This is a genomic window from Deltaproteobacteria bacterium, from assembly GCA_020845895.1.
GTDB lineage: Bacteria > Lernaellota > Lernaellaia > JACKCT01 > JACKCT01 > JADLEX01.
The window spans coordinates 1-22,029 of the sequence record JADLEX010000010.1; the positions used below are offsets into that span (position 1 = coordinate 1).

Below are 22,029 nucleotides of genomic sequence, written 5' to 3' on the forward strand. Positions count from 1 at the left end.
ACGAAGCCCGTTTCCGCGAACGTCAGATCAACTCCCTCAAACGCAGGGCCAAGGAACTCGGGCTTGAAATCCTCGGAGACTTGAAAACAACGACCGCTGTTTCTTAGGAGCGAAGCGAAGGATCTGGCCCCTGCTTCGTCAAAATCTCGCGGTCACAGTCGCCCGCGCGAAAAACGGCGTGCCCGCCGTGTAATGAATGCCGTTCACCGTCTCGCCATTCGGCTCGGGGCGCGTCTCGTATGAAAACACCGCGTCTTCCCACTCGACGTCGAACACGTTGTCGATGGCCAGTTCCGCGCCCCAGGTTTTCGCGTCGTAGCCGACGACCACGTCGGTCACGTAGTACGGGTCGGCGAAGTCGCCCTGATCCAGTTCGCGCTCGCCCATGTAGCGCCCCCGGATCATGCCCCGCCATCCGGCGAGATCCGACACGCCGATGCCGTTCGTCATCAGAAAGATCGGCCCGTTGGGAATGCGTTCGCCGGTGTCGGCGAAACGCGCGTCCACATAGGCCGCGTCGGTCGCCAGATACAGCGGCTTCCAGGGCGACAGACGCACCTCGCCGTCCACGCCGCGCCGCTCGGTCTCGGCCTTGGTGGACGTGATCCCCGTTTGCGGATCGAAGACGAGATCGGTCTCCTTGTTTGCGAACCAACCCGATCCCGCGATGGTGAAGCGGTCGCCCCACGCCCACACGCGCGAGCCGATCTCGCCGCCGCGCACCTTGGGGATGGTCGGCTCCGGGTCGTTCGCCATCTGCAAGCTGGTATTCGAGAAAAACCCCTCACCGTAGTTGACGTAAATATTCCAGTCGGGCACCGGCGCGAAGATCGTCGAGATCTTCGGGCTCACGATCGAGGCGGTCTCGTTCCAGTCGCGCGGCACGTCCTGCCGGGTGTCGGCCAGATTCGTGTAGATGTTGAAGAAGCGCTCGTCCTGCGTGCCGTCGCCCGCGTAGGCGATCGCGTCGAAGCGCGCGCCGGGCACCAGTGTCAGCCAACGCGCGAGCCGCGCCTCTTCCTTCACCCACACGCCGATTTCGTTTTCCGTGAAACGCAGATCGTTGATGACGTTGAAACGCACGCGCTCCGTCGTGTTCGCGAGCACCTGATCCACATCGGCGAGCTTCCACTGCGCGCCCGCGCTCGAAATGAAACGCAGCGTCCCGGCCTTGTCCTCGCGCATGTAGCGCAGGTTCATGCCGGCCGTGTCGCGGTTGTCGCGCATCTCCTGCTGATCCCCGAGAGTCGGGTTCAACAGATAGAACGTGTAGTTGGAGAAAATCGCGCTGCGCTTGTAGTCGAAATATCCCTGCGCGCGGATGCTCTGATTGCCCGCGTCGTGATCGAGTGTCGCGCTCACCAGATGCCGGTTGCTCGTCACGCGGTCCGACGCGTCCATGCCGTCGAAGCGTCCGATGCGTCCGTCGTCCACCCACTTCGCGGGGATCACGTCGGCGGCCGCGCTGCGTTGGCCGTAATGCGCGCTCGTGAGATTGAGCGTGGTCGAACCCGGCAGCCAGGTGTGCGAACCGAAGCCGCGCGCCGCGTCGGCGAACCCGGGATCGGTGGTGCCCTCGGTGTGGTCGGTCTCGGCGGCGATGTGCGCAATGTAGGGATCGGCCAATACGCCGCCGCCCGCATAGACACGCGCCGTACCGAACATCCCCGCCGTGGTTGAGATTTCGCGATGTTCGCTCGATCGGCGCGGCACAAACACCACCGCGCCCGCCGTGGCGAAGTTGCCGAACTCGGGGTCGTAGGGGCCTTTGACGATGCGCATGGCGGCGACGGTCTCCGGAATCAGAAAGTGCAGATCGAGGTAGCCGTGGCCGTGCACCTGCGAGGATTCGTTCAGCGGTACGCCGTCGAAATACGCGGCGAGATCCTGCCCGTGCTCGGCGTCGAATCCGCGCAGGAAATATTGATACGCCTTCGCGCCGCCGGTGTGCTGCGACACGTGGATGCCGGGCACGAGACGCACCAGATCGCTTGGGTTCGCGTGGGGGAAGCTGCGGAAATCGCGGTCGCGCACGCTGTAGTCGCCCGCCGCGGACGTGGCGCGCCGCGCGCGGACCTCGACTTCTTCCAGCGCGCCGTCAGGCACGTCTGGTTCGGCCACGGCGTTTTCGGTCGCGGGTGGCGGCGTGCGGTCGCTGTCTTCGACCACCTCGCCCGCCACCACGCGTACACGGTGCTCGGGAAAGCCGTCGCGGTCACGGTCGTCGAGCACCGTGATCGACGAGCGCGACGCCTCGAAGTACGTCCAGCGGTCGAAGCGCCCGTCCAGATCCGTGTCCTGCTCGATCAGCGTCAGCGAACCCGCGTAGCCGTGATACGCCGCGTCGTAGAGCCCATCGTGGTTCGTGTCCACGCGCTGGCGGACGACGCTGCCGTCGCGGTATTCCTCGTCGGTATCCGCGCGCCCGTCGAAATCGCCGTCCATCTCGCCGCGAAACGGCTTGCCGGTCGCCGGTTCGACGTAGAGCCAGTAGTCGAGCCGCCCATCGCCGTTCAGGTCGCGCTCCTGCCGCGCGAGCCGCCCCGCCTCGTAGCGGTTCCAAAGATCGGGCACGCCATCCGCGTTCGAGTCTTCCTCGACCGCGAGCAGCCGCCCCGCGCCGTCGAGTGTGACCTTCGCACCGGACGCGGGATTCGACGGATCGCCGACGAGTCCGGGCGCGACGCCGCCGTGGGCCACGGACCAGCGGGGAATCACAAGGATCAGGAAACCCAGAAGCAGCGCCGATCGAATTCGCATCGCATCCCGCCAAAAGCATACGTTTCTTACAGAAGTAATACTGGCCGCGCAAGCCCAAAGGAGTAAGTTATGCGAAATGGCGACACAGCGCACGATTGAGGCCGGGTCGCGTTTCGAACGACTCTTGACACGAATCTTAGATTAGACTAAGTCTAAAGCCATGCACCGCGTGATCGAAGACCTGCGCGCCCACGGAATCGCGCCGACCCCGCAGCGGATCGCCGTCGCCGAGTTCGTGCTGCGCACGCACGAGCACCCGACGGCGGACACGGTGTGGGACCGCGTGCGTGAGCGCATGCCCACCGTTTCGCGGGCGACGGTCTACAACACGCTCAATCTTTTCGTCGAAAAGGGCCTGCTGCGAACGCAGGTGCTCAAAGAAGGCACGGTCGTCTTCGATCCGCACGTCGAGCGGCACCACCATTTCATAGACGAAAAGACCGGAGAGATCGTGGACATTCCGTGGAACGCTTTGCGTGTCGCGGGGGCGAACGCGCTCGATGGTTTCGATGTCCACGAGTTTCAGGTCGTGCTCAGAGGCACGCGCCGCAAGCGTTAGGGAGAGTTTTTTTCACCGGAATCTGGACGAAGTCCAATGATGGACCTCGTATAACCCTTGGGGAAGGAGATCGATATGAAACCAAAGACGCTCACCACCGCGGCGGGGATTCCCGTCGCCGACAACCAGAACGCGCTGACGGCGGGCCCGCGCGGGCCGGTGCTGGCGCAGGACTGGCAACTGTTCGAAAAGCACGCCCACTTCAACCGCGAGCGCATTCCCGAGCGCGTCGTGCATGCCAAGGGCTCGGGCGCGTACGGCACGCTGACCATCACGCACGACGTGTCGCGCTACACCAGGGCGTCGTTGTTCGCCAAGGTCGGCAAGACCACACCGTGCTTTTTGCGTTTCTCGACCGTCGCCGGTGAAAAGGGCGCGGCCGACGCCGAGCGCGACGTGCGCGGCTTCGCGCTGAAGTTCTACACCGACGAGGGCAACTGGGATCTCGTCGGCAACAACACGCCCGTCTTCTTCATCCGCGACCCCTACAAGTTCCCGGACTTCATCCACACGCAAAAGCGCGACCCGCGCTCGAACCTGCGCAGCGCCACGGCGATGTGGGATTTCTGGTCGCTCTCGCCCGAGAGTCTGCACCAGATCACGATCCTGTTTTCCGACCGCGGCCTGCCGCGCAGCTACCGCCACGTCAACGGCTACGGCAGCCACACCTACAGCTTCGTCAACGCGGCGGGCGAGCGGTTCTGGGTGAAGTTTCACTTCAAGACCGCGCAAAAGATCCAGTGCGTGACCGATGAGGAAGCCGAAAAGATGGTCGGCGCGAACCGCGAGACGCACCAGCGCGACCTGTTCGAGTCGATCGAGCGCGGCGAGTTCCCGCGCTGGAACATGAAGATCCAGGTGATGACCGAGGTCGAGGCCGAGAAGACCTCGTACAACCCCTTCGATCTGACCAAGGTCTGGCCGCACGCCGAGTTTCCGCTGATCGACGTGGGCGTGCTCGAACTGAACCGCAACCCCGAGAACTACTTCGCCGAGGTCGAGCAGGCGGCGTTCTCGCCGGGCAACGTGGTGCCTGGCATCGGCCACAGCCCCGACAAAATGCTCCAGTTCCGCATCGTGTCCTATGCCGACGCGCACCGCTATCGCCTGGGCGTGAACCACGAGTCGCTGCCGGTCAACAAGCCGCAATGCCCCGTTCACAGCTATCACCGTGACGGCGCGATGCGTTTCGACGGCAACGGCGGCGGGTCGGTGAACTACGAGCCCAACAGCTTCGGCGGCCCGGCGCAGGACGCGGCTTTTCGCGAGCCGCCGCTGCCGATCGCCGGCGACGCGGACCGCTACGACCACCGCGACGGCAACGACGATTTCACGCAGGCGGGAAACCTCTACCGGCTGATGCCGCAGGCCGAGCGCGACCGCCTGCACAGGGCCCTCGCCGGCGCCATGCGCGGCGTGCCCGAGGAGATCACCCTGCGCCAGCTCGCGCATTTCGAGAAAGCCGACCCGGCGTACGCCGCCGGCATCCGCGCCGCGCGCAAAGCCCTGGGCTGACGCGCGAAGCGCGCCCATCCTCCCTCCTTTTTCGCGCCCGGCGGCACCGATGCCGCCGGGAGTTTTTTTAGCGAATCGCGAGGATGCGACCCCGACTGACGCATCGCGGGTGGAAATGTGGACGGGGCTGCGCCCTGGAGGATTTCCCTGTCGATGTGCTATAGAATCCCTAACATGGAATCCCCCGTCGCCATCAGACCGAATGGCCGCGCAAACGGTGCGGTCCAGCAACGTCAAGTGAGCGATCGAGACCCGAGGCCGGGCGCGTTTCGATTCATCGACCTCTTTGCGGGGATCGGCGGACTTCGAACCGGGTTCGAGGCCATCGGCGGTACATGCGTCTTCACGTCGGAGTGGAACGAGTACAGTCGGCGAACCTACTTGGCCAATCACCGAGTGGATCATCCCATCGCGGGGGACTTAACGCGCATCCGGGAGAGTGAGATTCCCGATCACGACGTGTTGCTCGCGGGCTTTCCGTGCCAGCCGTTCTCGATCGCCGGGGTTTCCAAGAAAAATGCTCTGAAGAGACCGCACGGTTTTCAATGTGAGCTACAGGGGAATCTCTTCTTCGACGTTGCGAGGATTCTGGCTTTTCATCGACCGCGCGCCTTTCTCCTGGAGAACGTCAAGAATCTCGTCAGTCACGACGGCGGAAAAACGTTCCGCGTCATCCATCGGACGCTGACGGAGGATCTTGGGTACCGGATTCACTGGCGCGTCATCGACGCCAAGCCTTGGGTTCCGCAACACCGGGAACGGATCTTCATCGTGGGCTTTCGCGAGCCAAGCGACTTCTCATTGGACGATCTCCGCGCCCCGACCGCTTCGAGCGGACCGACGCTCTCCGCAGTCCTTCATCCGGAAGACGGAAGCGAAGTCGTCGAACCTCCGTACACCGTTGGACCTCGCGGTGCCGTCTCGCCGAAATACGGACTCAGCGAGCACCTGTGGAACTATCTTCGTGAATACGCCGAGAAGCATCGCGCGAAGGGCAACGGATTCGGATTCGGTCTCAACGGTCCGGGGGACGTCGCAAGGACTCTGTCCGCCCGATACTTCAAGGATGGCTCGGAAATCCTGATACGGCGCGCGGGGAAGCAGACGCCGAGGCGACTTACGCCACGGGAGTGCGCCCGCCTGATGGGCTTCGACCGACCGGGGCGCGAACCGTTTGTCATTCCGGTGTCCGACACGCAGGCATATCGACAGTTCGGCAACGCCGTGGTCGTGCCCGTCGTGGAGGCCGTCGCAAGGTGCATGGCCCCGTATATCGGGGGTGAAGAGACGGTGTCGCCGCCGGTTCGGTCTCGACGGATACAACTGGGCTTGGGCATTGGCTGACATTCTCGATCGTGCATCCAGAAGCCGTCTGATGTCGGGGATTCGTTCGAAAAATACCCGGATCGAGATCAGTCTCCGCCGGGGTCTGCACGCGCGGGGATTTCGGTATCGCCTCCATGACCCGAAGATCCCCGGCAGACCGGACCTCGCATTTCCGAAATACGGTGCGACGGTCTTCATCAACGGCTGCTTCTGGCACGGTCACGACTGCGAGTTGTACCGGCTCCCGAAAACCCGAACTGAATTCTGGCGAAAAAACATCGAAACGAATGTCCAACGGGACCATCGGGTAAAGACGGAATTGGCCAAGCTTGGATGGCGTCAATTCGTGATCTGGGAGTGCTCCATCCGCGGAACTGGTCGGAGGGATTTCGACGCCGTCATCGACAATGTCGCCGCGTGGTTGCGTTCCGTTCGCCACTTCGGGCAAATCCGGGGTCGCCGGACATGACTGCCTCCCGCGAACTTCGAAGTTGGCTGGATGACATGTCAGGGATTCCGGCTGTATGGTTTTCGAAGCGCCTGTCCGCCAACGACACCAAGGCCTCGGGCGGCCATCAGGCGGGACCGTACCTCCCAAAGGACGTCTTCTTCCGCGTGTTTCCGGGTCTTCACCGCGAAACGGACCTCAATCCGGAGACGTCGATCCGATTCGACATCGATTCCCATGCAGACACACGTCAAGTGAGAGCCATCTGGTACAATAACAAGTTCCACGGCGGGACGAGGGACGAAGCGCGGTTGACGCGCTTCGGGGGCGGCTCCTCAGCTCTGCTGGACCCCGACAACACGGGTGCGCTTGTTCTGTTCGCTTTCGTCGCCGCTGCCGACGGACAACACCTTCATTGCCGCGCATGGGTCTGCCGCTCAGCTGTCGAGGAAGAACACGCATCCGAAAGATTCGGCGTCGTGGACCCCGGAGAGTGGATATCGTGGACGACCGACGGAGTCTGGGCCGCACACGGTCTTCACACTCCCGGGACGGCCCGCGCAGACTGTCGCTTGACCCCGGCCGAGATTCCTCCCGAGTGGCTAAGAGGGTTTCCACGTGCGACGGAAATCGTTCGCCGGGCCGTCGAACTGCGCCCGTTACGTCATCTGGATGTTGACGCCCGGTTGCTGCGTCGCCGCGACTGTGAATTCGAGATTTTCCGCAGCCTGGAAGAAACCGTCGAGTTGCCCATCGTTCAGCGAGGGTTTCCGACACTCGATCAGTTCCTCGAACGCGCCCAGACGATCCTTCAACGTCGAAAGGCCCGATCGGGTCGGTCGCTGGAATTGCACGTGCGGGAAATCCTGATCGAGGAGGGCCTTCGGGAGCACGAGGACTTTTCGTATCAACCCGAATCGGACCCAGGAAAACGGCCGGACTTCTTGTTTCCATCGGAGAGTTCTTACAAGAACGCGGCGTTTGACCCTCGCGCTCTGCGCATGCTGGCCGTGAAAACGACGTGCAAGGACCGTTGGCGCCAGATCATCAACGAGGCCGATAGGATTCCGCGAAAACACCTCCTGACCCTTCAGGAGGGCATTTCCGAAAACCAGTTTCGCGAAATCTCGGGTGCTGGTGTCACGCTGGTCGTTCCGACCGGTTTGGTCAAATCCTACCCGCCCGCGATCCGGGCGTCTCTCTTGCCTCTTTCCGCTTTCGTCGGCGAAGTTCGCCCTCCCTCGCGCTGACGGGCATCCGATTCTTCCGCCGCGCACCTGGACACAGCCCGAAAACCCGTCCCGGTGACGCGCCTTTTCACCCCCGCCGCGCGGGAGTATGTTGTGTCCCCTCGTATCGAGGAAACTGGAGTGCGTCATGATCCGTGAGGCGTGGGTGCGTTGGGCGGTGTTCGCCGTGGTTTCGATGATGGTGTTCGCGACCGGTTGCGGCTGCGGCGACGACGATGACGACCCTTCGACCGGCTCAGGGTCTGACGACGACGTTGCGGATGACGACGCAACCGACGACGACGCCGCGGACGACGATGCGACGGATGACGACGCCGGCGACGACGACACGTTTCCGCCGCTGCCGGACGACGACGATGACGCCGCCGACGACTGGGTCCCATCCGCCGTTTTGCCGATCGAGGTGCATCCGCTCCAGCGCGGGCTCGCCACGCTGCGCGGCCTGATCCACATGCACTCGGTCTATTCGCACGACGCGTGCGACGGCATGCCCTTCGTGGACGGCCACCCCAACTGGCCGTGCTTCAATCAGCTCCGCGTCGCGATCTGCACGACGAATCAGCAGTTCGTCTTCCTCACCGACCACAACGATCCCTTCGTCAATTACGAGTTCCCCGACGTGCTGCTCTACGTCGAGGAAGAGGGCGATGAACTCCTCTACGAGGACGGCGACCCCTTCGCCAACGTCATCACCTGCCCCGATGGCAACCAGGCTATTGTGACCGCGGGCAATGAGAACAGCCTGATGCCGCTCGGCCTGCGTCGCATGCCCGACGGCGATGCGAACGCGCGCAGCGCGATCCTCGACGGCGAAACCGTCGAAGCCATCAACGCAATGAAGGACCTGGGCGCGATGGTCTTCGTGCCGCACTCCGAGGGCTGGACGACGGACCAGATCCTCGCGCTGCCGATCGACGGCCTCGAGGTCTACAACCTGCACGCGAACATCGACCCGAGTATTCGCGAGGACTATCTCGGCCTGCCCTCTCTGAGTTTCATCTTCGACATCCTGGACATGATCACGCCGCTCGACGAGGCCGCGCACGCCGACCTGTTCCTGCTCGCGTTCCTGAGCGAGAGCGCCCCCGCGCGCATGCACTGGGACAAGGTGCTCTTCGACCGCCGCACCGTCGCGAGCATTGCGACCGACGCGCACCGCAACGCGTTGCCGTTTCCGCTCCTGGACGGCGACCGCGCCGACAGTTACCGGCGCATGATGCGCTGGTTCGCCAACTACGTGCTCGTCGGCGAGCGCGACATCGAGACGATCGAGGAAGCCGTGCATCTGGGGCGCATGTACGGCGCGTTCCAGGTCTTTGGCGAGCCGGTGGGCTTCGACTTCCACGCCGAGGTCGGCGAGGAGATGTTCGAGATGGGCGACGAGGTTCCCGCGGGCGACAGCCCCATGCTCGTCGTGAAAGCGCCCACGATGATCAACATGCCGACCGACGCCGAGACGCCGGACATCACGATCAAACTGTGGCGCGCGAACGGCTCGGGGGGAGAATTGATCGAGTCTTCCGACACGGGCTCGATTGAAGTGCCCGCGGACGAGGCCGGCGCGTACTACGTCACGGCGACGATCGTGCCCAAACACCTCGCTCGGTGGCTGGGCGACGACGCCGACAAGTTCGTCCGCGAGTACCCGCTGATCTACGCAAACGCGATCTACCTGACGGCGGACTGAGCCGCGCGGGCGCGTCGCGGGGAGGATCGCATGACGGCAACCCGAATCGTCCAGGTCGTCAGCGCATTGGTCTTCGTGTTCGCGTTCAGCGGATGCGTGGCGGACGATTCCGACGAGGACGACGCGGCGAGCCGGCCGATTCCGAACGGCGATGATGACGATGCCCTCGCCGACGATGATGCCGACGACGACACGTGGCCGCCGCTGCCGGACGACGATTCGTTTTCAGACGACGACGCATCCGACGACGACGCGGATGACGATGCCGACGACGACTCGGGCGACGACGACACGCTCCCCCCGAACGAGCCGAACCCGAACGCCAAAGCCGACGCGTTCAAGCTGTTTTATCGCGAGCGCGTGTCGCGCATCGCGCTGGCCTTCAACCGCTTCGCGCTTTCGGGCGACGCCGTGTTCGGCGCGGCGATCGGCAAGAATTTCGTCGCGCGCTCGGGCAACGAATACGAGGTGGTGCCCGGCCCCAACGACAACAATCCCATCGGCATGTCCACATGGGGCGCGTGGAAGCTCTATCAGGCCATCGGCGGGCGCGATCTGGAACTCACGCTCATTCGCATGTTCGAAGGGCTTGCGTTTTATGAAGCGGTGACGGGCCACCCGGGCCTGACGGTGCGCGAGGCGCTGCCCGGCTGGACCCGCGTGATGGACGGCGTGGCGGATACCGTGACGCGCACGCGCGACGGCGCGCCCATCGGCCTGCCCGATCCCAACGCTCCGGCGCTGGAGCAGGAAATCCTCGACACGTTTTACGACGGCATCGTCGTGACCTATCGCGAGGACCCGCTCGAGTATTACTTCAACTTCAAGCCGGTCAACGAGGTCACGGAGTTTTCGATCACGATGGTGTTCGAGGAACTGCCAAACTACCTGCGCATCAGCAACTGCTGTTCGTCCTGGATGCACACGCAAAAGGGCGACTGGATCGGCGCGTGGTGGGGCAACCACAATTCGCGCGACAACATGACCGACTACGTGATGGGCTACATCGCCGCGTTCGAGGCCGAGGCCGTGCGCGGCTTGCCCGCCGACCTTGCCGCCGCCGCGACGAAGGCCGCGAACGCCGCGCGCCGCGTGGGCGACACGACCGTGGCAAACGGCAACATCCAGATGACGGTGGACGAGCGCTTCGATTACGAAACGCTCAGCCCCGCGGGCGAGGTCGGCCCCGACGGCCTGTCGAGCTGGCAGGATCTGGGCAGCATCAGCTCGTGCCCGATGGCGTATCTGGCCAGAGCGATTTCGACGCCGGGGCTCTCGTCGCCCGTGCCGGCGGTGCCGCTGCCCGGGGCGATCGAGCGCGACTGGCTGATCGACCTGTTCCACCAAATCGGCATCGATCTGCCGCTGCCGGTTTGGGATTGCCGTTCGGTGGACGACGCGTTCGTCGGCCTGACCTGGGGCGACATCCTCACCATCGAAATCTTCGGCACGCCGCTGCCCGATGTGCTGCGCAATCTCGCGGCGGTCTTTCCCGACCTCTTCCCTGATCTGTTCGGCGGCATGATGGATGACTTCAAGGAACTCGAACTCGGCGCCGTGGGCCTCGCCGAATACGCCCAGCTTCGCGGCGACGCCGGGCTGTACGACGACGCGCGCCAAACGCTGTGGCACCTCATCGAGATCCAGCGCCTGCTCGCCGAGATCGTGTACGGACTGGGCGCCGACGCCGCTTTCGCCGCGCGATACGACACCGCGCGCGGGCCGGGGTCGCTCATCGCCACGATCGAACAGGGCCGCGAGATGATGTACATCGCGGCCATGTACGCGCGCATGTTCGACCTGCCCGGGCCGCTCGCCGATTTCGACGGCTGGTATCGCGGCGAGCAGAAGTCCACGTGGCTCGAGACGCCGCTCGCCTGGGGCGACACCGCGCCGTGGGGACTCATCACCGACGAGCAGATCGCCGCGAGCGTCGAGGCCGCGCTGCCCGGCGAGGAAGCGCCTGTCATCCAGCGCTACCGCGACCGGTTCGGATACACCCGACCCGTGCGCCGCGCAGGCGACGGATACGAGCGCATCGGGCCCGACGGCGATTGGGGCCCGGCCGAAAATCCGCGCCACCAGTGGTACGGCGATTTCCACCTGTGGTTCGAGGCGGCCCTGTGCACGCACGCCCCCGCCACGCTCGATTGCTCATGGGCTCGCGTGGGGTGCGCGGTCGCCGATCTCGACGGCGATACGGACGTGGACGCGGACGACCGGCAGATGATGGTCGAGGAATGGGCCGTATGGGGAACGGGCGCGTCGTGCGACGCGGGTAACGACTGGTGCGACGGCATCGATCTGGACCGCGACGGGACATTCGAGATCGAGGACCGCGATTTCATGGACGCCGCGCAGGGGTGCGTGATCTAAACGCCAACGAAGGGGGCGACGATGGAAGCAAAGGACAAGGCGGGACTCGCGGCGGTGCTGTCGTTTTTCCTGCCGGGGGTCGGCCAGCTTTATAACGGTGATTTCTGGCGGGCGATCTTCTGGTTCATCGTCACGCCTGGTTTGTGGATCGGCAGCGGCGGATTCCTCGGCTGGATCTGCCACATCATCGCCGCCTACACGGCGTATTCTCGGGCGACCGAGGCCGCGAGGATGAGCGGGGAGATGTGAAGAGGAGGATGAACGAAGGTGTGATTCGGTTGTCGCAGCCCGAGAAATCGCGCCTTTTCTTTCGGTGCGATTGACCGATTGGCGGACGTATTTTAACCATGCGCGCAAAACCATTCGCTCCGGAATCGACGGGGTTTCCATGTCGCGTCATCGCTGGCGGATTCGGCTGCATGCAGGGGTTCGTGGGGTGAACACAGATTTTGCCGATGCGGCGGGTCGACACTGGACCGACGCCGAGACGCTCTTCGACGCGAAACGCTGGCCCAACGCCGATCAGCTCTACGGGTTCGCCGCCGAATGCACATTGAAGGCGATCATGGTCGGGCTCGGAATGAGTGTTGTAGCTGACCGACCTCAGTATCCAAGTCATCGAGTGCACATCGACAAGCTCTGGAATGAGTTCCGTACATTCGCAGCCGGGCAAGTCGAATGGTGCCCGATACGCCGCGATGCTTCCCTCGGATAATCCCTTCAACGACTGGCTCGCAAGCCAGCGTTACTGGCATTCGCGCCATGTCGGTCAGCCAACCGCGATCGCTCATCGACAAGCGGCACGCGATATTCGGTCGATTTTCGACCAAGCGACAGTGGACGGGACAGAGCCATGAACATGCCCCCCATGACATTCGACGCGATTCCCGACAGCCTGCGCGCTCTGGTATCGGAGCACCGGGATCGGCTCGGCGATCTTGAATGGATCGCCGCGATTCGCGATCTCTGGAGCCGAGTGCGGTTCGTCGTCCCGAAGCGGCCTGACGAGGATAGCGATCTCGGCCGGGCGCTGACCGCGTTTGCGGAAGAAGCGTCGCAACGCCTCGACCGACATGGCTATCCAACCGGTCAGGCCATCCTCTACGCCGATGAAATGGCAATCGATTTCAATCCCGAGCAATTTCCCGGCATCACTCTCGATTGGGATGAACCAAGATTATTCCTGATCGACCGGCAAGTCTCCGGGCTTTCCTGGGGAACCGTGAATCGAGATCCCGACGATACGTCGCCTGATTTTGTGCCGCCTCGTCGAATCGCGTTCTATTCCATCAAGGGCGGCGTCGGGCGTTCGACCTCGGCTGCTGTCGCCGCGTGGCATCTGGCGCGTGAAGGAAAGAACGTACTCGTCGTTGATCTCGACCTCGAAGCGCCGGGCCTTTCGTCGAGCCTCTTTCCCCCGGCAAATCAACCTCCTTTTGGGATCGTCGACTGGTTTGTCGAGGACGCCGTAGGCCAAGGCGACACAGTATTGCCTGATATCTCCGCGAGGTCGCCACTCGCAACCAACCTGCCGGGATACATCCGGGTCGTGCCTTGTCATGGAGCGAACCCCACACAGTACCTCCCTAAACTCGGGCGCTGCTATCTCGACCTGCAGCGGGACGGAAAGCTCGAATCTTGGGAGCGGCGGTTGGGTCGTTTTATCGAAGCTCTCGAAGCCGTGCACAAACCCGATCTCGTGCTGCTGGACGCTCGCGCCGGGCTCTCGGACTTGGCTTCCGCGGTCGTAACGGACCTTCAGGCAGAGGTCTTCCTCTTCGCGATCGGAACGACGCAGACCTGGTCAGCCTATCGTCTGCTGTTTGAAGAGTGGCGAGGGACTCGCGCGATTCTCGACCTGCGTGAGCAGCTTCATCTCGTGGCGGCACTCGTTCCGGAAACGGATCGAGAATCCTATCTCACGCAGTTCCGACAAGAGGCGTGGGATCTCTTTCGCGATCATGCGTATGACAACGTTGAGCCAGACGCTCCTGCCGATGCAGACCTTTTCACCTTCGATCTCGATGCGGTAGACGGTCCGCATTCACCAATCCCCGTGTATTGGAACCGAGGTATCGCCGCACTGAGCAACCTCTCTGAGTTGGATCCGCAGCTAGTTGCCGCGTCGTACTCAACGTTTCTCAGCAGTCTGGATCGTTGCGTCGAGGCGATGCTCGGGGCGAGCAAATGACGCCCTTTCAAGTTGACCCGAAGAGCGCCCGTCAGTCGATTCTGGAAACGATCCCTGACAGCACTTCACTTCATGGAAGACCGCCCGAGGTGCGTTTCAGCTACGTACCCGCATCCCACGCCAAGGCGCTCGACTTGGATACGCAGGTCGTCGTCGGCATGCGCGGCACTGGCAAAAGCTTCTGGCGGCGCTTCAGAGCGCCGAGCATCGATCTCTGCTCGCTCAGCGTTCCAGCCAACTGGGCATCGTGGAAAATGCCTCCATCGCCGCGGGGTTTGGCGAGGAACCGCAGCCCGATTGGTATCCGCAACGCGACGTGCTCCGTCAACTTCTCGATTCGAAATTCGAACCGCGACTCATCTGGCGCACGGTCATTCTACAAGCTCTGGCCGGGGGCGATCCGCAAGTGGTCGGCAGCGGACGGAGTTGGGCGGATCGAGTGACTCATGTGAAGCAGCAGCCCGAATGGATTGAGCGGTTTCTTTACGATAGGGATCGCACGTTCGAGAGCGAAGGAAAGTCATGGGTTATCCTTTTCGATGCTTTGGATCGCACCGCCTCGGACTGGCCGACCATGAACGAGCTGGTTCGCGGGTTGCTTCAGGCGGTGCTCGACCTGAGGCCGTACCGTCGCCTACGAGCCAAGTGCTTCCTTCGCACCGACCAACTCAACGAGAGCGAAGTCGCAACATTTCCAGATGCGTCCAAGCTCATGGCCGAAAAGGCTGAGCTCGACTGGCCTGCTAACGAACTTTACGGGCTGCTTTTTCAGTACATGGGAAATGCGCGCGATGGGGCCTTTCGTAAGGCGATCGAAAGCGAGTCTTGGTTTAAGTGGCCTCAGATCGAGGGAACGGACGAATCCGTCGCGTGGTTGCCGCCAAGCAGTCTCCGTCACGATGCAGAGCTTCAGCGCAGAGTGGTTCACACGATTACCGGCCCTTGGATGGGGCGAGACCGCCGTCGGGGTGATCCCTACACCTGGATTCCCAACCATCTGGCCGATTCGCAGGGCAAGACCAGTCCCCGATCCTTCTTGGCCGCACTGCGGCATGCTGCCGATGAAACGTCGAAACAATACCCGGAGCACGAATACGCCCTCCACTATGAGAGCATCAAACGCGGCGTCCAGAAGGCGAGTGAGATTCGGGTTAGAGAGTTGCGCGAGGACTACCCATGGGTTGACACGTTGATGAAACCCCTGAGGGGAAAGGTGGTTCCCTGCGATTTCGCCGAAATCGAGTCGGTTTGGGACGAAGTTCTCATGGAACTTCGGAGTCGAGTAGAGCAGCAGGTCGAGCGCCTTCCGCCCGCCCAACTCGCCGCAGGTGCCGAGGGCGTGCGCCGCGATCTCGAGAATTTGGGAATTTTTTTCAGAATCAAGGACGGCCGCGTGAATGTCCCGGATGTGTACCGACTTAGCTACAATATTGGGCGCAAGGGTGGCGTTCCGCCGGTGCGTCGAGCGAGTGCCGGCTGATCGGCGCAAGACCCGAAATGCCGTTTTCGGGAGATTTGCACTTTTCGTGGCTTCTCTTCCTTGATCAGGTCTTCTCTCCCCGCCCCACTCATGTGCCCGGCGGTTCCGGCCGAAACGACCAAGAACACGGATCGAACGCCGGAGGACCCGGCGAGCCCACAAATCGGGGGTTTTCGGGCCGGAATTCGCTTCCGATTATGATCCGCGTCACGGCGGAAATCCCGCCGCTGGACTAAAAGGAATAGAAAATATAGAATCTAGTGCGCTTGGGGGGAGGTCGCGAACCCGGCCGGACGATCAAAAAGACAACCCTCATCGTCCGCGGGAATCGCGCTTCGAAATCGTCTCGAACGAAAGAGCACGCGCCGTCGCGTGCGGAGGTGCCGCCGTGCGTAAGATCGTGTTTGCGGTTCCGCGCGAGGAAGACCCCGTCATCTTCGCCTATGCGCCGCTCGCCATTCTGAGTCTCGCCAAGCAGGTGAAGCTGGCCGGGTTCGAGCCCGTGATTCTCGATGCCAAGCAGATCAAGGACGACTTTCTCCCCCGGCTGGAGAAGGAGTTTCGCGACGACCCCGTGCTGCTGTGGTGCTCGGGCAAGACCGGCCGCCAGCTCAAGGACCTTTGCGACGCGGGCCGACTGGCGAAGCAGATCAACCCCGACCTGCCCGTCGTCTTCGGCGGCTGGCACGCGCAGATGGCGGTCGATTCCACGCTCAACACCCCGTACGTGGACTACGTGGTGAAGACGCAGGGCGAAACGACGCTGCCCGAGCTGGCGCGGCGTTTCGCGGCGCGCGAGGACGTGACGGGGATGGACGGCGTGTCGGGCAAGTCGCCGGACGGGCGCACGTGGCACGGCAAGGAGGTCGATTGGGTCCGCGAGCTGGACACCTTCGGCCCGCTGCCGTGGGAGATGGTGGACATGGAGTTCTACATCACCGGCGACAACGGCCGTTGCCAGCCGATGGTGGTGGGCGCCAAGCGCACGATCAACTACACCTACTCGCGCGGCTGCCACGGCATGTGCAGCTTCTGCCACATCACCGCGCTGTGGAACCGCGGGTGGTTTTCGCAGACACCCAAGTTCGTGCTCGACGAGATCGGCCGGCTCGTGAACGAGTTCAAGGTGGAAGGCATCGACTTCCACGACTCCAACTTCTTCACGGGCCAGAAGCGCGCCATGCAGATCGTGGACGGCATCATCGAGCGCGGCTACCAGTTCATCTGGAAGTGCTCGGTGCGCGCGGATCAGGTCAACGCGATGTCCGACAGCGAGATGGAACGCATCACGAAGGCCGGCTGCACCGAGTTCGCCATCGGCGCCGAGGGCGGCACGAACCGCGTCATGGGGCTCGTGGCGAAGGAGATCGTGCCCTCGGACGTCATCGAGTGCTCGCACCGGTGCGCCAAGTGGGGCATCCTGCCCGAGTACTCGTTCATGGTCGGTTTCCCCGACGAGAAGAATTGGGACGACTCGAAGGCGACGCTGGCGTTCATGGCGCGGCTGCGCCAGATCGCGCCGAACGCGCTGGCCGAGTACTTCTACTACACGCCGTTCCCCGGGACGCCGCTGTTCAAGGACTACGCCCAGCGCTTCATGCCCAAACACGAGACGCTGGAGGACTACGTCAACTTCAGCACCTACGCGCCGAACATGCCGTGGGTTGACGACAAACTCCCCGTGCTACTAAAAATGGCCACGCGCTTTTATTTCAAGTTTGCGATCCCGAACTCGGACCTGCGACGTAAGATGGCCCAGAAGAACCTGATGGGCTTCGGGCTGCGGATGATGACTCGGATCTCGAACTGGCGGGTTCAAAAGCGCGTGTACGCCTTCCCGATCGAGTACCGGCTGGCACGGTTCGTCAAGGACGTGCTGATCGGCAAGCTCGGCGTGATGAAGAAGGTGGCACAGGAGGTGGCGTGACGCCGTGGGACTTCCGGTTTGAACTGGTCGACAGACCGGAGCAGTTCGACAATCTGAAAACCGAATGGGATCGGCTGTTGACGAATTCGACGGCCGATCCTTTGTTTTGTTCGCACGTGTGGATGCGAACGTGGTGGAACCATTTCGGCGACGACGGCGAGCTGCGGATCCTGACCGCGCGCGACGCCGAGGACGGCCGGCTCGTCGGTATCGCGCCTTTTTTCCTGAGGCGAATTGCGGCCGCCGAACTCGAAGCCGAGATGACCGGCGGCGTGCGTCCCATCATTCCCACGCGCGGAATGAAACTGCGCGTCCTGCAACCGCTGGGGTCGGGCGAGGTCTGCGCCGACTTCGTCGGCTTCATCGCCGAGCGCGGGCGCGCGGACGAGATCTGGTCGGCGCTTTACACATATTTTTTGCGCGAGGTGGGCGAGTTCGACCTGCTCGACATGACGCACGTGCGCGACGACGAGCCGGGCTTCGAATCGCTTCAGTACGCGGCGATGGGCGGGCGCAATTGGCGCTACCGTCCCCTCTATCAGGCACCGTATTCGGAATTGCCCGAGGGGGGTTACGAGGCGTATCTGGAGTCGCTCTCGAAGAAGAGCCGCTACAACGCCCGCAAGAAGATCAAGGAGATCCGCATCTACCACAAGGTGGAGCACCGGTTTCACGACGACGCGGCGACGCTGCCCGAAGCGATGGACCGGTTCTTCGACCTTCACGCGCAGCGCTGGGCCGCCGAGGGGCAAACCGGCGTCTTCGCGTCGGAGAAGATGGCGGCGTTCCACCGCGATTTCGCCGCGCGCGCGCTTCGTCTCGGCTGGCTGCGGCTCGGCTTTTTGTCGCTCGACGACGAGCCGCCGATCTTCGCGACCTACGCGTTTCACACGGGCGACGCGGTGTACCTGTACCAGCAGGGCAGCGCGCCGGTGTATCCCGAGTTCAATCTCGGCTACGCTGCGCTCGTGTTCGCGATTCAGGACGCATGCGAGCGGGGCGCGCGGCGATACGAGTTCTTGCGCGGCGAGGCCGACTATAAGCTGCACTGGGCGAAGAACGGCCACCCGCTGATCCAGTTTCTGGCGGGCGCGACGTTTCGGGGCACGCGGTTTTTCGCGCGCTCGTTCATCAACACCGATCCGCGCGTGCGCCGCGCGGTGAAACGGATTGTCCTGAGAGGTCGCCGTTGAACGCCGCCGCGCCGAAAACAGCCGCCATCAAGACCGGCCCGGTCCGCGTCTCCCCACCGCCGTCCCCCGCGCCGTGGATCACCCCCGCCACGTTCCTGATGGCGTGCGCCACGCTCGCCGCCGAGATCATCCTCACGCGCGTGTTCTCGGTGCTCATGTGGTACCACTTCGCGTTCCTCGCCGTGAGCGTTTGCCTGTTCGGGCTCGGGGCAGGATCGCTCGTCGTGCATCTGGCCGGGAGCAATTGGCGCGCGGGAGACCTTCCGCGACATCTGGGCCGTTGCGCAATCGGCTTCGCCGCGGCGCAGCTCGTGTGCGTCGGCACGTTACGACTGCTGAAGCTCGGGACGCTCGACCTCAACCTCGTGTCGATCGCGCAGATGGGCGCGGCGTTTCTGGTCGCGGCGCTGCCGTTCACGTTCTCGGGCGCGTTCTTCGCGCTCGTCTTTTCGCGCGGATCCGAGCGCATCGGTCGTTACTACTTCGCCGATCTCGCCGGGGCCGCCGCCGGGTGCCTCGCCACGATTTCGCTGCTGACGCATTTCGGCGGCGAGGCGGCGATGGTCGCCACGGGCGCAATCGCGCTGTTGGCGGGGCTCGTCGTCACGCCCATGCGGCGCGAGGCCGCCACGTGGCGCGCGCAGCTCGTCGCGCTGGTCGTGGTCGTCGCCGTACTGGTCGCCAACCATTGGTCACCGTTCCTGATGTTCCGCCACACCAAGGGCAACGACGAGCCCGAGCCGATCGCCGTGTCGTGGAACAGCTTTTCGCGCGTCATCGCGTATCCGCGCGCCGACATCGGCGACATCATGCTCGTCATCGACGGCATCGCGTTCACGCCGATTACGCCCTTTCACGGCGACGCGAACGCGACGCAGGACGCCATGGCGAACCTGCAGCGCCTGCCCTACGTTTTTTACGACAAGCCGTCGCTCCTCGTGATCGGTTCGGGCGGCGGCGAGCACATCCTCACGGGGCTGTCCGCCGGAGCGAGCGAGATCGTCGGCATCGAGATGAACCCGATCGTGCTCGACATGGTGAACAACCGCTTCGCCGACATTTCGGGTGGGCTCTTCACGCAGCCCGGCGTCACGGTGGAACTCGCCGAAGGGCGCTCGTGGGTGGCGCGATCGACGAAAAACTTCGACGTCGTCAACTTCACGCTCGTGGATACCTGGGCGGCGACGGCGGGGGGCGCGTTTTCGCTCACCGAGAATTACCTGTTCACCGCCCAGGCGTTCGGCGAATACTTCGACCGTCTCACGCCGCGCGGCATGGTGGCGGTGAAACGCTGGAAGGACGCGCCGGAATACATCTACCGCACCGTCGCGCTCGCGCGGCACGTGCTCGACGCGCGAAAGACGAAGAACGTGGCATCGTGCTTCTACGTCGTGCGCGACGGCGACTTCGCCAACGTGCTCATCAAGCCGTCGGGTTTCAGCGTCGAGGAGGTGCTGCGTCTCGAGGATCTCGTCAAGACGCTCGACCTGGAAATCATGTACTCGCCCTTCATGAAGCCGCACGACGAGACACTGGACGCCATGCTGCGCGCGGGGAACCTCGACGCGTGGGTCGCGACGCAGGAGTACGACTACTCCGCGCCGACCGACGACCATCCGTTCTTTTTCTACACGCTTCGCCCCGCCGATCTTCTCAAGACATTCTCGCAGGACTACGCGGCCAAGATCCGCAACATCGGCGCGCTCATCGTCTTCGTGCTCGCGGCGCTCGTCTTCGCATTCGTGTCGATCATGATCCTCGGTCCGCTCGTGCTGGTTCGTCGCCATCGCATTCTGCTGCGCGGGCATCTGCGCGCGGCGAGCTATTTCGGGCTCATCGGGCTCGGCTACCTCACGGTCGAGATCGCGATGATGCAGTCGTTCATCCTCTACCTCGGCCATCCCACGCTCACGCTCTCGGTGTTTCTCGCGACGTTGCTCGTGATGAGCGGCATCGGCGCGGGGCTGTCGTCACGCATCGGCGCCGAGCGCCCGCGCAAGTCGCTCGCCCTCGTCACCGTGGCGCTCGTCGGCGTGGCGGCGGGGCTGCTGATCGTCTCGCCGAAGATTTTCGCGGCCACGCTCGGCGCGGCCACGCCCGTGCGCATCGCGGTGTCGATCGTGATGCTCGCGCCACTGGGCATTTTGATGGGAATGTTTTTCCCGATGGGTGTGCGCGCGGTGCGCGAGGACGGCACGGTGCCGTGGATGTTCGCGGTCAATTCCGCGGCCTCGGTGTTCGGCTCGGTCGCGGCGATGGCGATCGCACTGCTGGCGGGATTCTCGACGACGGTCACGTTCGGCCTCGCGGCCTACGTCGTCGCGGCGATCATTTATCCGAGTGAAGACGAATAGCGGCATTTTCGGAGATCAACGTCGTGACGAAAAAAGTCTGTCTGGTGACGGGCGCGAATTCGGGCATCGGCAAGGTCACCGCGACGGCGCTCGCCAAGACCGGCGCGCACGTGGTGATCGTGTGTCGCGACATGGCCAAGGCCGAGGCCGCCGCCGCCGACATCCGGGTCCGTGCGGGCGCCGGCGCGGGCACGGTCGAGCCGCTCGCGTGCAATTTCGGCTCGATGGCGCAGATCCGCGAGCTGGCCGCCGCGTTTCTCCGTCGCCACGACCGCCTGCACGTGCTCGTCAACAACGCCGGGGCGCTAATCGGCACGCGCACCAAGAGCGCCGACGGACTCGAACTCACGTTCGCGGCCAACCACCTCGGGTATTTTCTGCTCACGAATCTGCTGCTCGATGTCCTCAAGGCGTCGGCCCCCGCGCGGATCGTCAACGTCGCGTCCGACGCGCATTACCGCGTCAAGCAGGGGCTCGATTTCGACGACCTGCAGAACGAGCGGCGCAAATACGAGGCGTTTCGCGTGTACTCCGAATCGAAGCTCGCGAACGTCTATTTCACGTACGAGCTCGCGCGGCGGATCGACGGTACGGGCGTGACCGCGAACTGCCTGCACCCCGGCGTCGTCGGCACCAACTTCGGTCACACGGCCACGTGGTTCTGGAAGACGGCGATGGCGCTCGGCAGACTCGTGCTCATCACGCCCGAAGAGGGCGCGAAGACCTCGATCTATCTCGCGACTTCTCCCGATGCGGCGGGCGTTTCGGGCAAGTATTTCGACAAGTGCAAGCCGCGACGCACATCCATCGTCTCGTACGACGAGGCCGCGATGCGCCGCCTGTGGGACGTGAGCGCCCGGCTCACGGGTTTGCCCCGAACCGCGAATGGAACCGGCGCGGGGAGCTGAGAACCCCTCGTGCGTCATGTGGCACAGGCGCCCCCGCCTGTGCACTTCTTCCGCA

General features: G+C 63.6%; 17 protein-coding genes. 16 read left to right on the forward strand and 1 reads right to left on the reverse strand.

Going from position 1 to position 22,029, the window contains the following annotated elements; genetic code table 11:
* Positions 1-138: 138 nt before the first annotated feature.
* Positions 139-2,760 (reverse strand): TonB-dependent receptor, encoded by a 2,622-nt coding sequence (locus IT350_00905; protein ID MCC6156579.1) that lies wholly within the window; start codon positions 2,758-2,760, stop codon positions 139-141.
* 160 nt (positions 2,761-2,920) lie between these two features.
* Between IT350_00905 and IT350_00910 the strand changes: the two genes are divergently transcribed.
* The 16 genes from IT350_00910 (at position 2,921) to IT350_00985 (ending at position 21,974) form a co-directional block, all read left to right on the forward strand.
* Entirely contained in the window at positions 2,921-3,319 is a 399-nt protein-coding gene (locus IT350_00910; protein MCC6156580.1) for a transcriptional repressor, read from the forward strand.
* 75 nt (positions 3,320-3,394) lie between these two features.
* Complete coding sequence (locus tag IT350_00915) at positions 3,395-4,834, forward strand: catalase (protein MCC6156581.1); 1,440 nt, start codon at positions 3,395-3,397, stop codon at positions 4,832-4,834.
* A gap of 153 nt (positions 4,835-4,987) precedes the next feature.
* Complete coding sequence (gene dcm, locus IT350_00920) at positions 4,988-6,178, forward strand: DNA (cytosine-5-)-methyltransferase (GenBank protein ID MCC6156582.1); 1,191 nt, start codon at positions 4,988-4,990, stop codon at positions 6,176-6,178.
* Entirely contained in the window at positions 6,171-6,629 is a 459-nt protein-coding gene (gene vsr, locus IT350_00925) for a DNA mismatch endonuclease Vsr (protein MCC6156583.1), read from the forward strand. Before dcm ends, vsr begins: the two co-directional genes overlap by 8 nt.
* A complete protein-coding gene (locus IT350_00930; protein ID MCC6156584.1) occupies positions 6,626-7,858 on the forward strand; it encodes a type II restriction endonuclease in 1,233 nt (410 codons plus the stop codon). The genes vsr and IT350_00930 overlap by 4 nt, the downstream gene beginning before the upstream one ends.
* Before the next feature lie 127 nt (positions 7,859-7,985).
* Positions 7,986-9,545 carry a hypothetical protein gene (locus tag IT350_00935; GenBank protein MCC6156585.1) on the forward strand — a complete coding sequence of 520 codons (1,560 nt, stop codon included), beginning with the start codon at positions 7,986-7,988 and terminating at the stop codon, positions 9,543-9,545.
* Between the two features lie 30 nt (positions 9,546-9,575).
* Positions 9,576-11,921 (forward strand): hypothetical protein, encoded by a 2,346-nt coding sequence (locus tag IT350_00940; GenBank protein ID MCC6156586.1) that lies wholly within the window; start codon positions 9,576-9,578, stop codon positions 11,919-11,921.
* Between the two features lie 21 nt (positions 11,922-11,942).
* On the forward strand, positions 11,943-12,170 hold the full coding sequence (locus IT350_00945; protein MCC6156587.1) for a hypothetical protein: 228 nt from the start codon (positions 11,943-11,945) through the stop codon (positions 12,168-12,170).
* Positions 12,171-12,309: 139 nt separating this feature from the next.
* Entirely contained in the window at positions 12,310-12,636 is a 327-nt protein-coding gene (locus IT350_00950) for a hypothetical protein (protein MCC6156588.1), read from the forward strand.
* Between the two features lie 138 nt (positions 12,637-12,774).
* Positions 12,775-14,112, forward strand: a complete 1,338-nt coding sequence (locus tag IT350_00955; GenBank protein ID MCC6156589.1) for an AAA family ATPase — start codon at positions 12,775-12,777, stop codon at positions 14,110-14,112.
* Positions 14,109-14,555 carry a hypothetical protein gene (locus IT350_00960; GenBank protein MCC6156590.1) on the forward strand — a complete coding sequence of 149 codons (447 nt, stop codon included), beginning with the start codon at positions 14,109-14,111 and terminating at the stop codon, positions 14,553-14,555. Before IT350_00955 ends, IT350_00960 begins: the two co-directional genes overlap by 4 nt.
* A 5-nt stretch (positions 14,556-14,560) precedes the next feature.
* Positions 14,561-15,592, forward strand: a complete 1,032-nt coding sequence (locus IT350_00965; protein ID MCC6156591.1) for a hypothetical protein — start codon at positions 14,561-14,563, stop codon at positions 15,590-15,592.
* Between the two features lie 388 nt (positions 15,593-15,980).
* Positions 15,981-17,519: a B12-binding domain-containing radical SAM protein gene (locus IT350_00970; GenBank protein MCC6156592.1), complete on the forward strand. Its 1,539-nt coding sequence runs from the start codon at positions 15,981-15,983 to the stop codon at positions 17,517-17,519.
* Positions 17,516-18,712: a GNAT family N-acetyltransferase gene (locus IT350_00975; GenBank protein ID MCC6156593.1), complete on the forward strand. Its 1,197-nt coding sequence runs from the start codon at positions 17,516-17,518 to the stop codon at positions 18,710-18,712. The genes IT350_00970 and IT350_00975 overlap by 4 nt, the downstream gene beginning before the upstream one ends.
* Complete coding sequence (locus tag IT350_00980; protein ID MCC6156594.1) at positions 18,709-21,066, forward strand: hypothetical protein; 2,358 nt, start codon at positions 18,709-18,711, stop codon at positions 21,064-21,066. The genes IT350_00975 and IT350_00980 overlap by 4 nt, the downstream gene beginning before the upstream one ends.
* Before the next feature lie 23 nt (positions 21,067-21,089).
* Complete coding sequence (locus IT350_00985; protein ID MCC6156595.1) at positions 21,090-21,974, forward strand: SDR family oxidoreductase; 885 nt, start codon at positions 21,090-21,092, stop codon at positions 21,972-21,974.
* Positions 21,975-22,029 lie beyond the last annotated feature (55 nt).

Bases quoted from the DNA above. Each gene is read 5' to 3' on its own strand.
- IT350_00905 (MCC6156579.1), bottom strand. From the start codon at position 2,760: ATGCGAATTCGATCGGCGCTGCTTCTGGGTTTCCTGATCCTTGTGATT.
- IT350_00910 (MCC6156580.1), top strand. From the start codon at position 2,921: ATGCACCGCGTGATCGAAGACCTGCGCGCCCACGGAATCGCGCCGACC.
- IT350_00915 (MCC6156581.1), top strand. From the start codon at position 3,395: ATGAAACCAAAGACGCTCACCACCGCGGCGGGGATTCCCGTCGCCGAC.
- dcm (MCC6156582.1), top strand. From the start codon at position 4,988: ATGTGCTATAGAATCCCTAACATGGAATCCCCCGTCGCCATCAGACCG.
- IT350_00930 (MCC6156584.1), top strand. From the start codon at position 6,626: ATGACTGCCTCCCGCGAACTTCGAAGTTGGCTGGATGACATGTCAGGG.
- IT350_00935 (MCC6156585.1), top strand. From the start codon at position 7,986: ATGATCCGTGAGGCGTGGGTGCGTTGGGCGGTGTTCGCCGTGGTTTCG.
- IT350_00940 (MCC6156586.1), top strand. From the start codon at position 9,576: ATGACGGCAACCCGAATCGTCCAGGTCGTCAGCGCATTGGTCTTCGTG.
- IT350_00945 (MCC6156587.1), top strand. From the start codon at position 11,943: ATGGAAGCAAAGGACAAGGCGGGACTCGCGGCGGTGCTGTCGTTTTTC.
- IT350_00950 (MCC6156588.1), top strand. From the start codon at position 12,310: ATGTCGCGTCATCGCTGGCGGATTCGGCTGCATGCAGGGGTTCGTGGG.
- IT350_00955 (MCC6156589.1), top strand. From the start codon at position 12,775: ATGAACATGCCCCCCATGACATTCGACGCGATTCCCGACAGCCTGCGC.
- IT350_00960 (MCC6156590.1), top strand. From the start codon at position 14,109: ATGACGCCCTTTCAAGTTGACCCGAAGAGCGCCCGTCAGTCGATTCTG.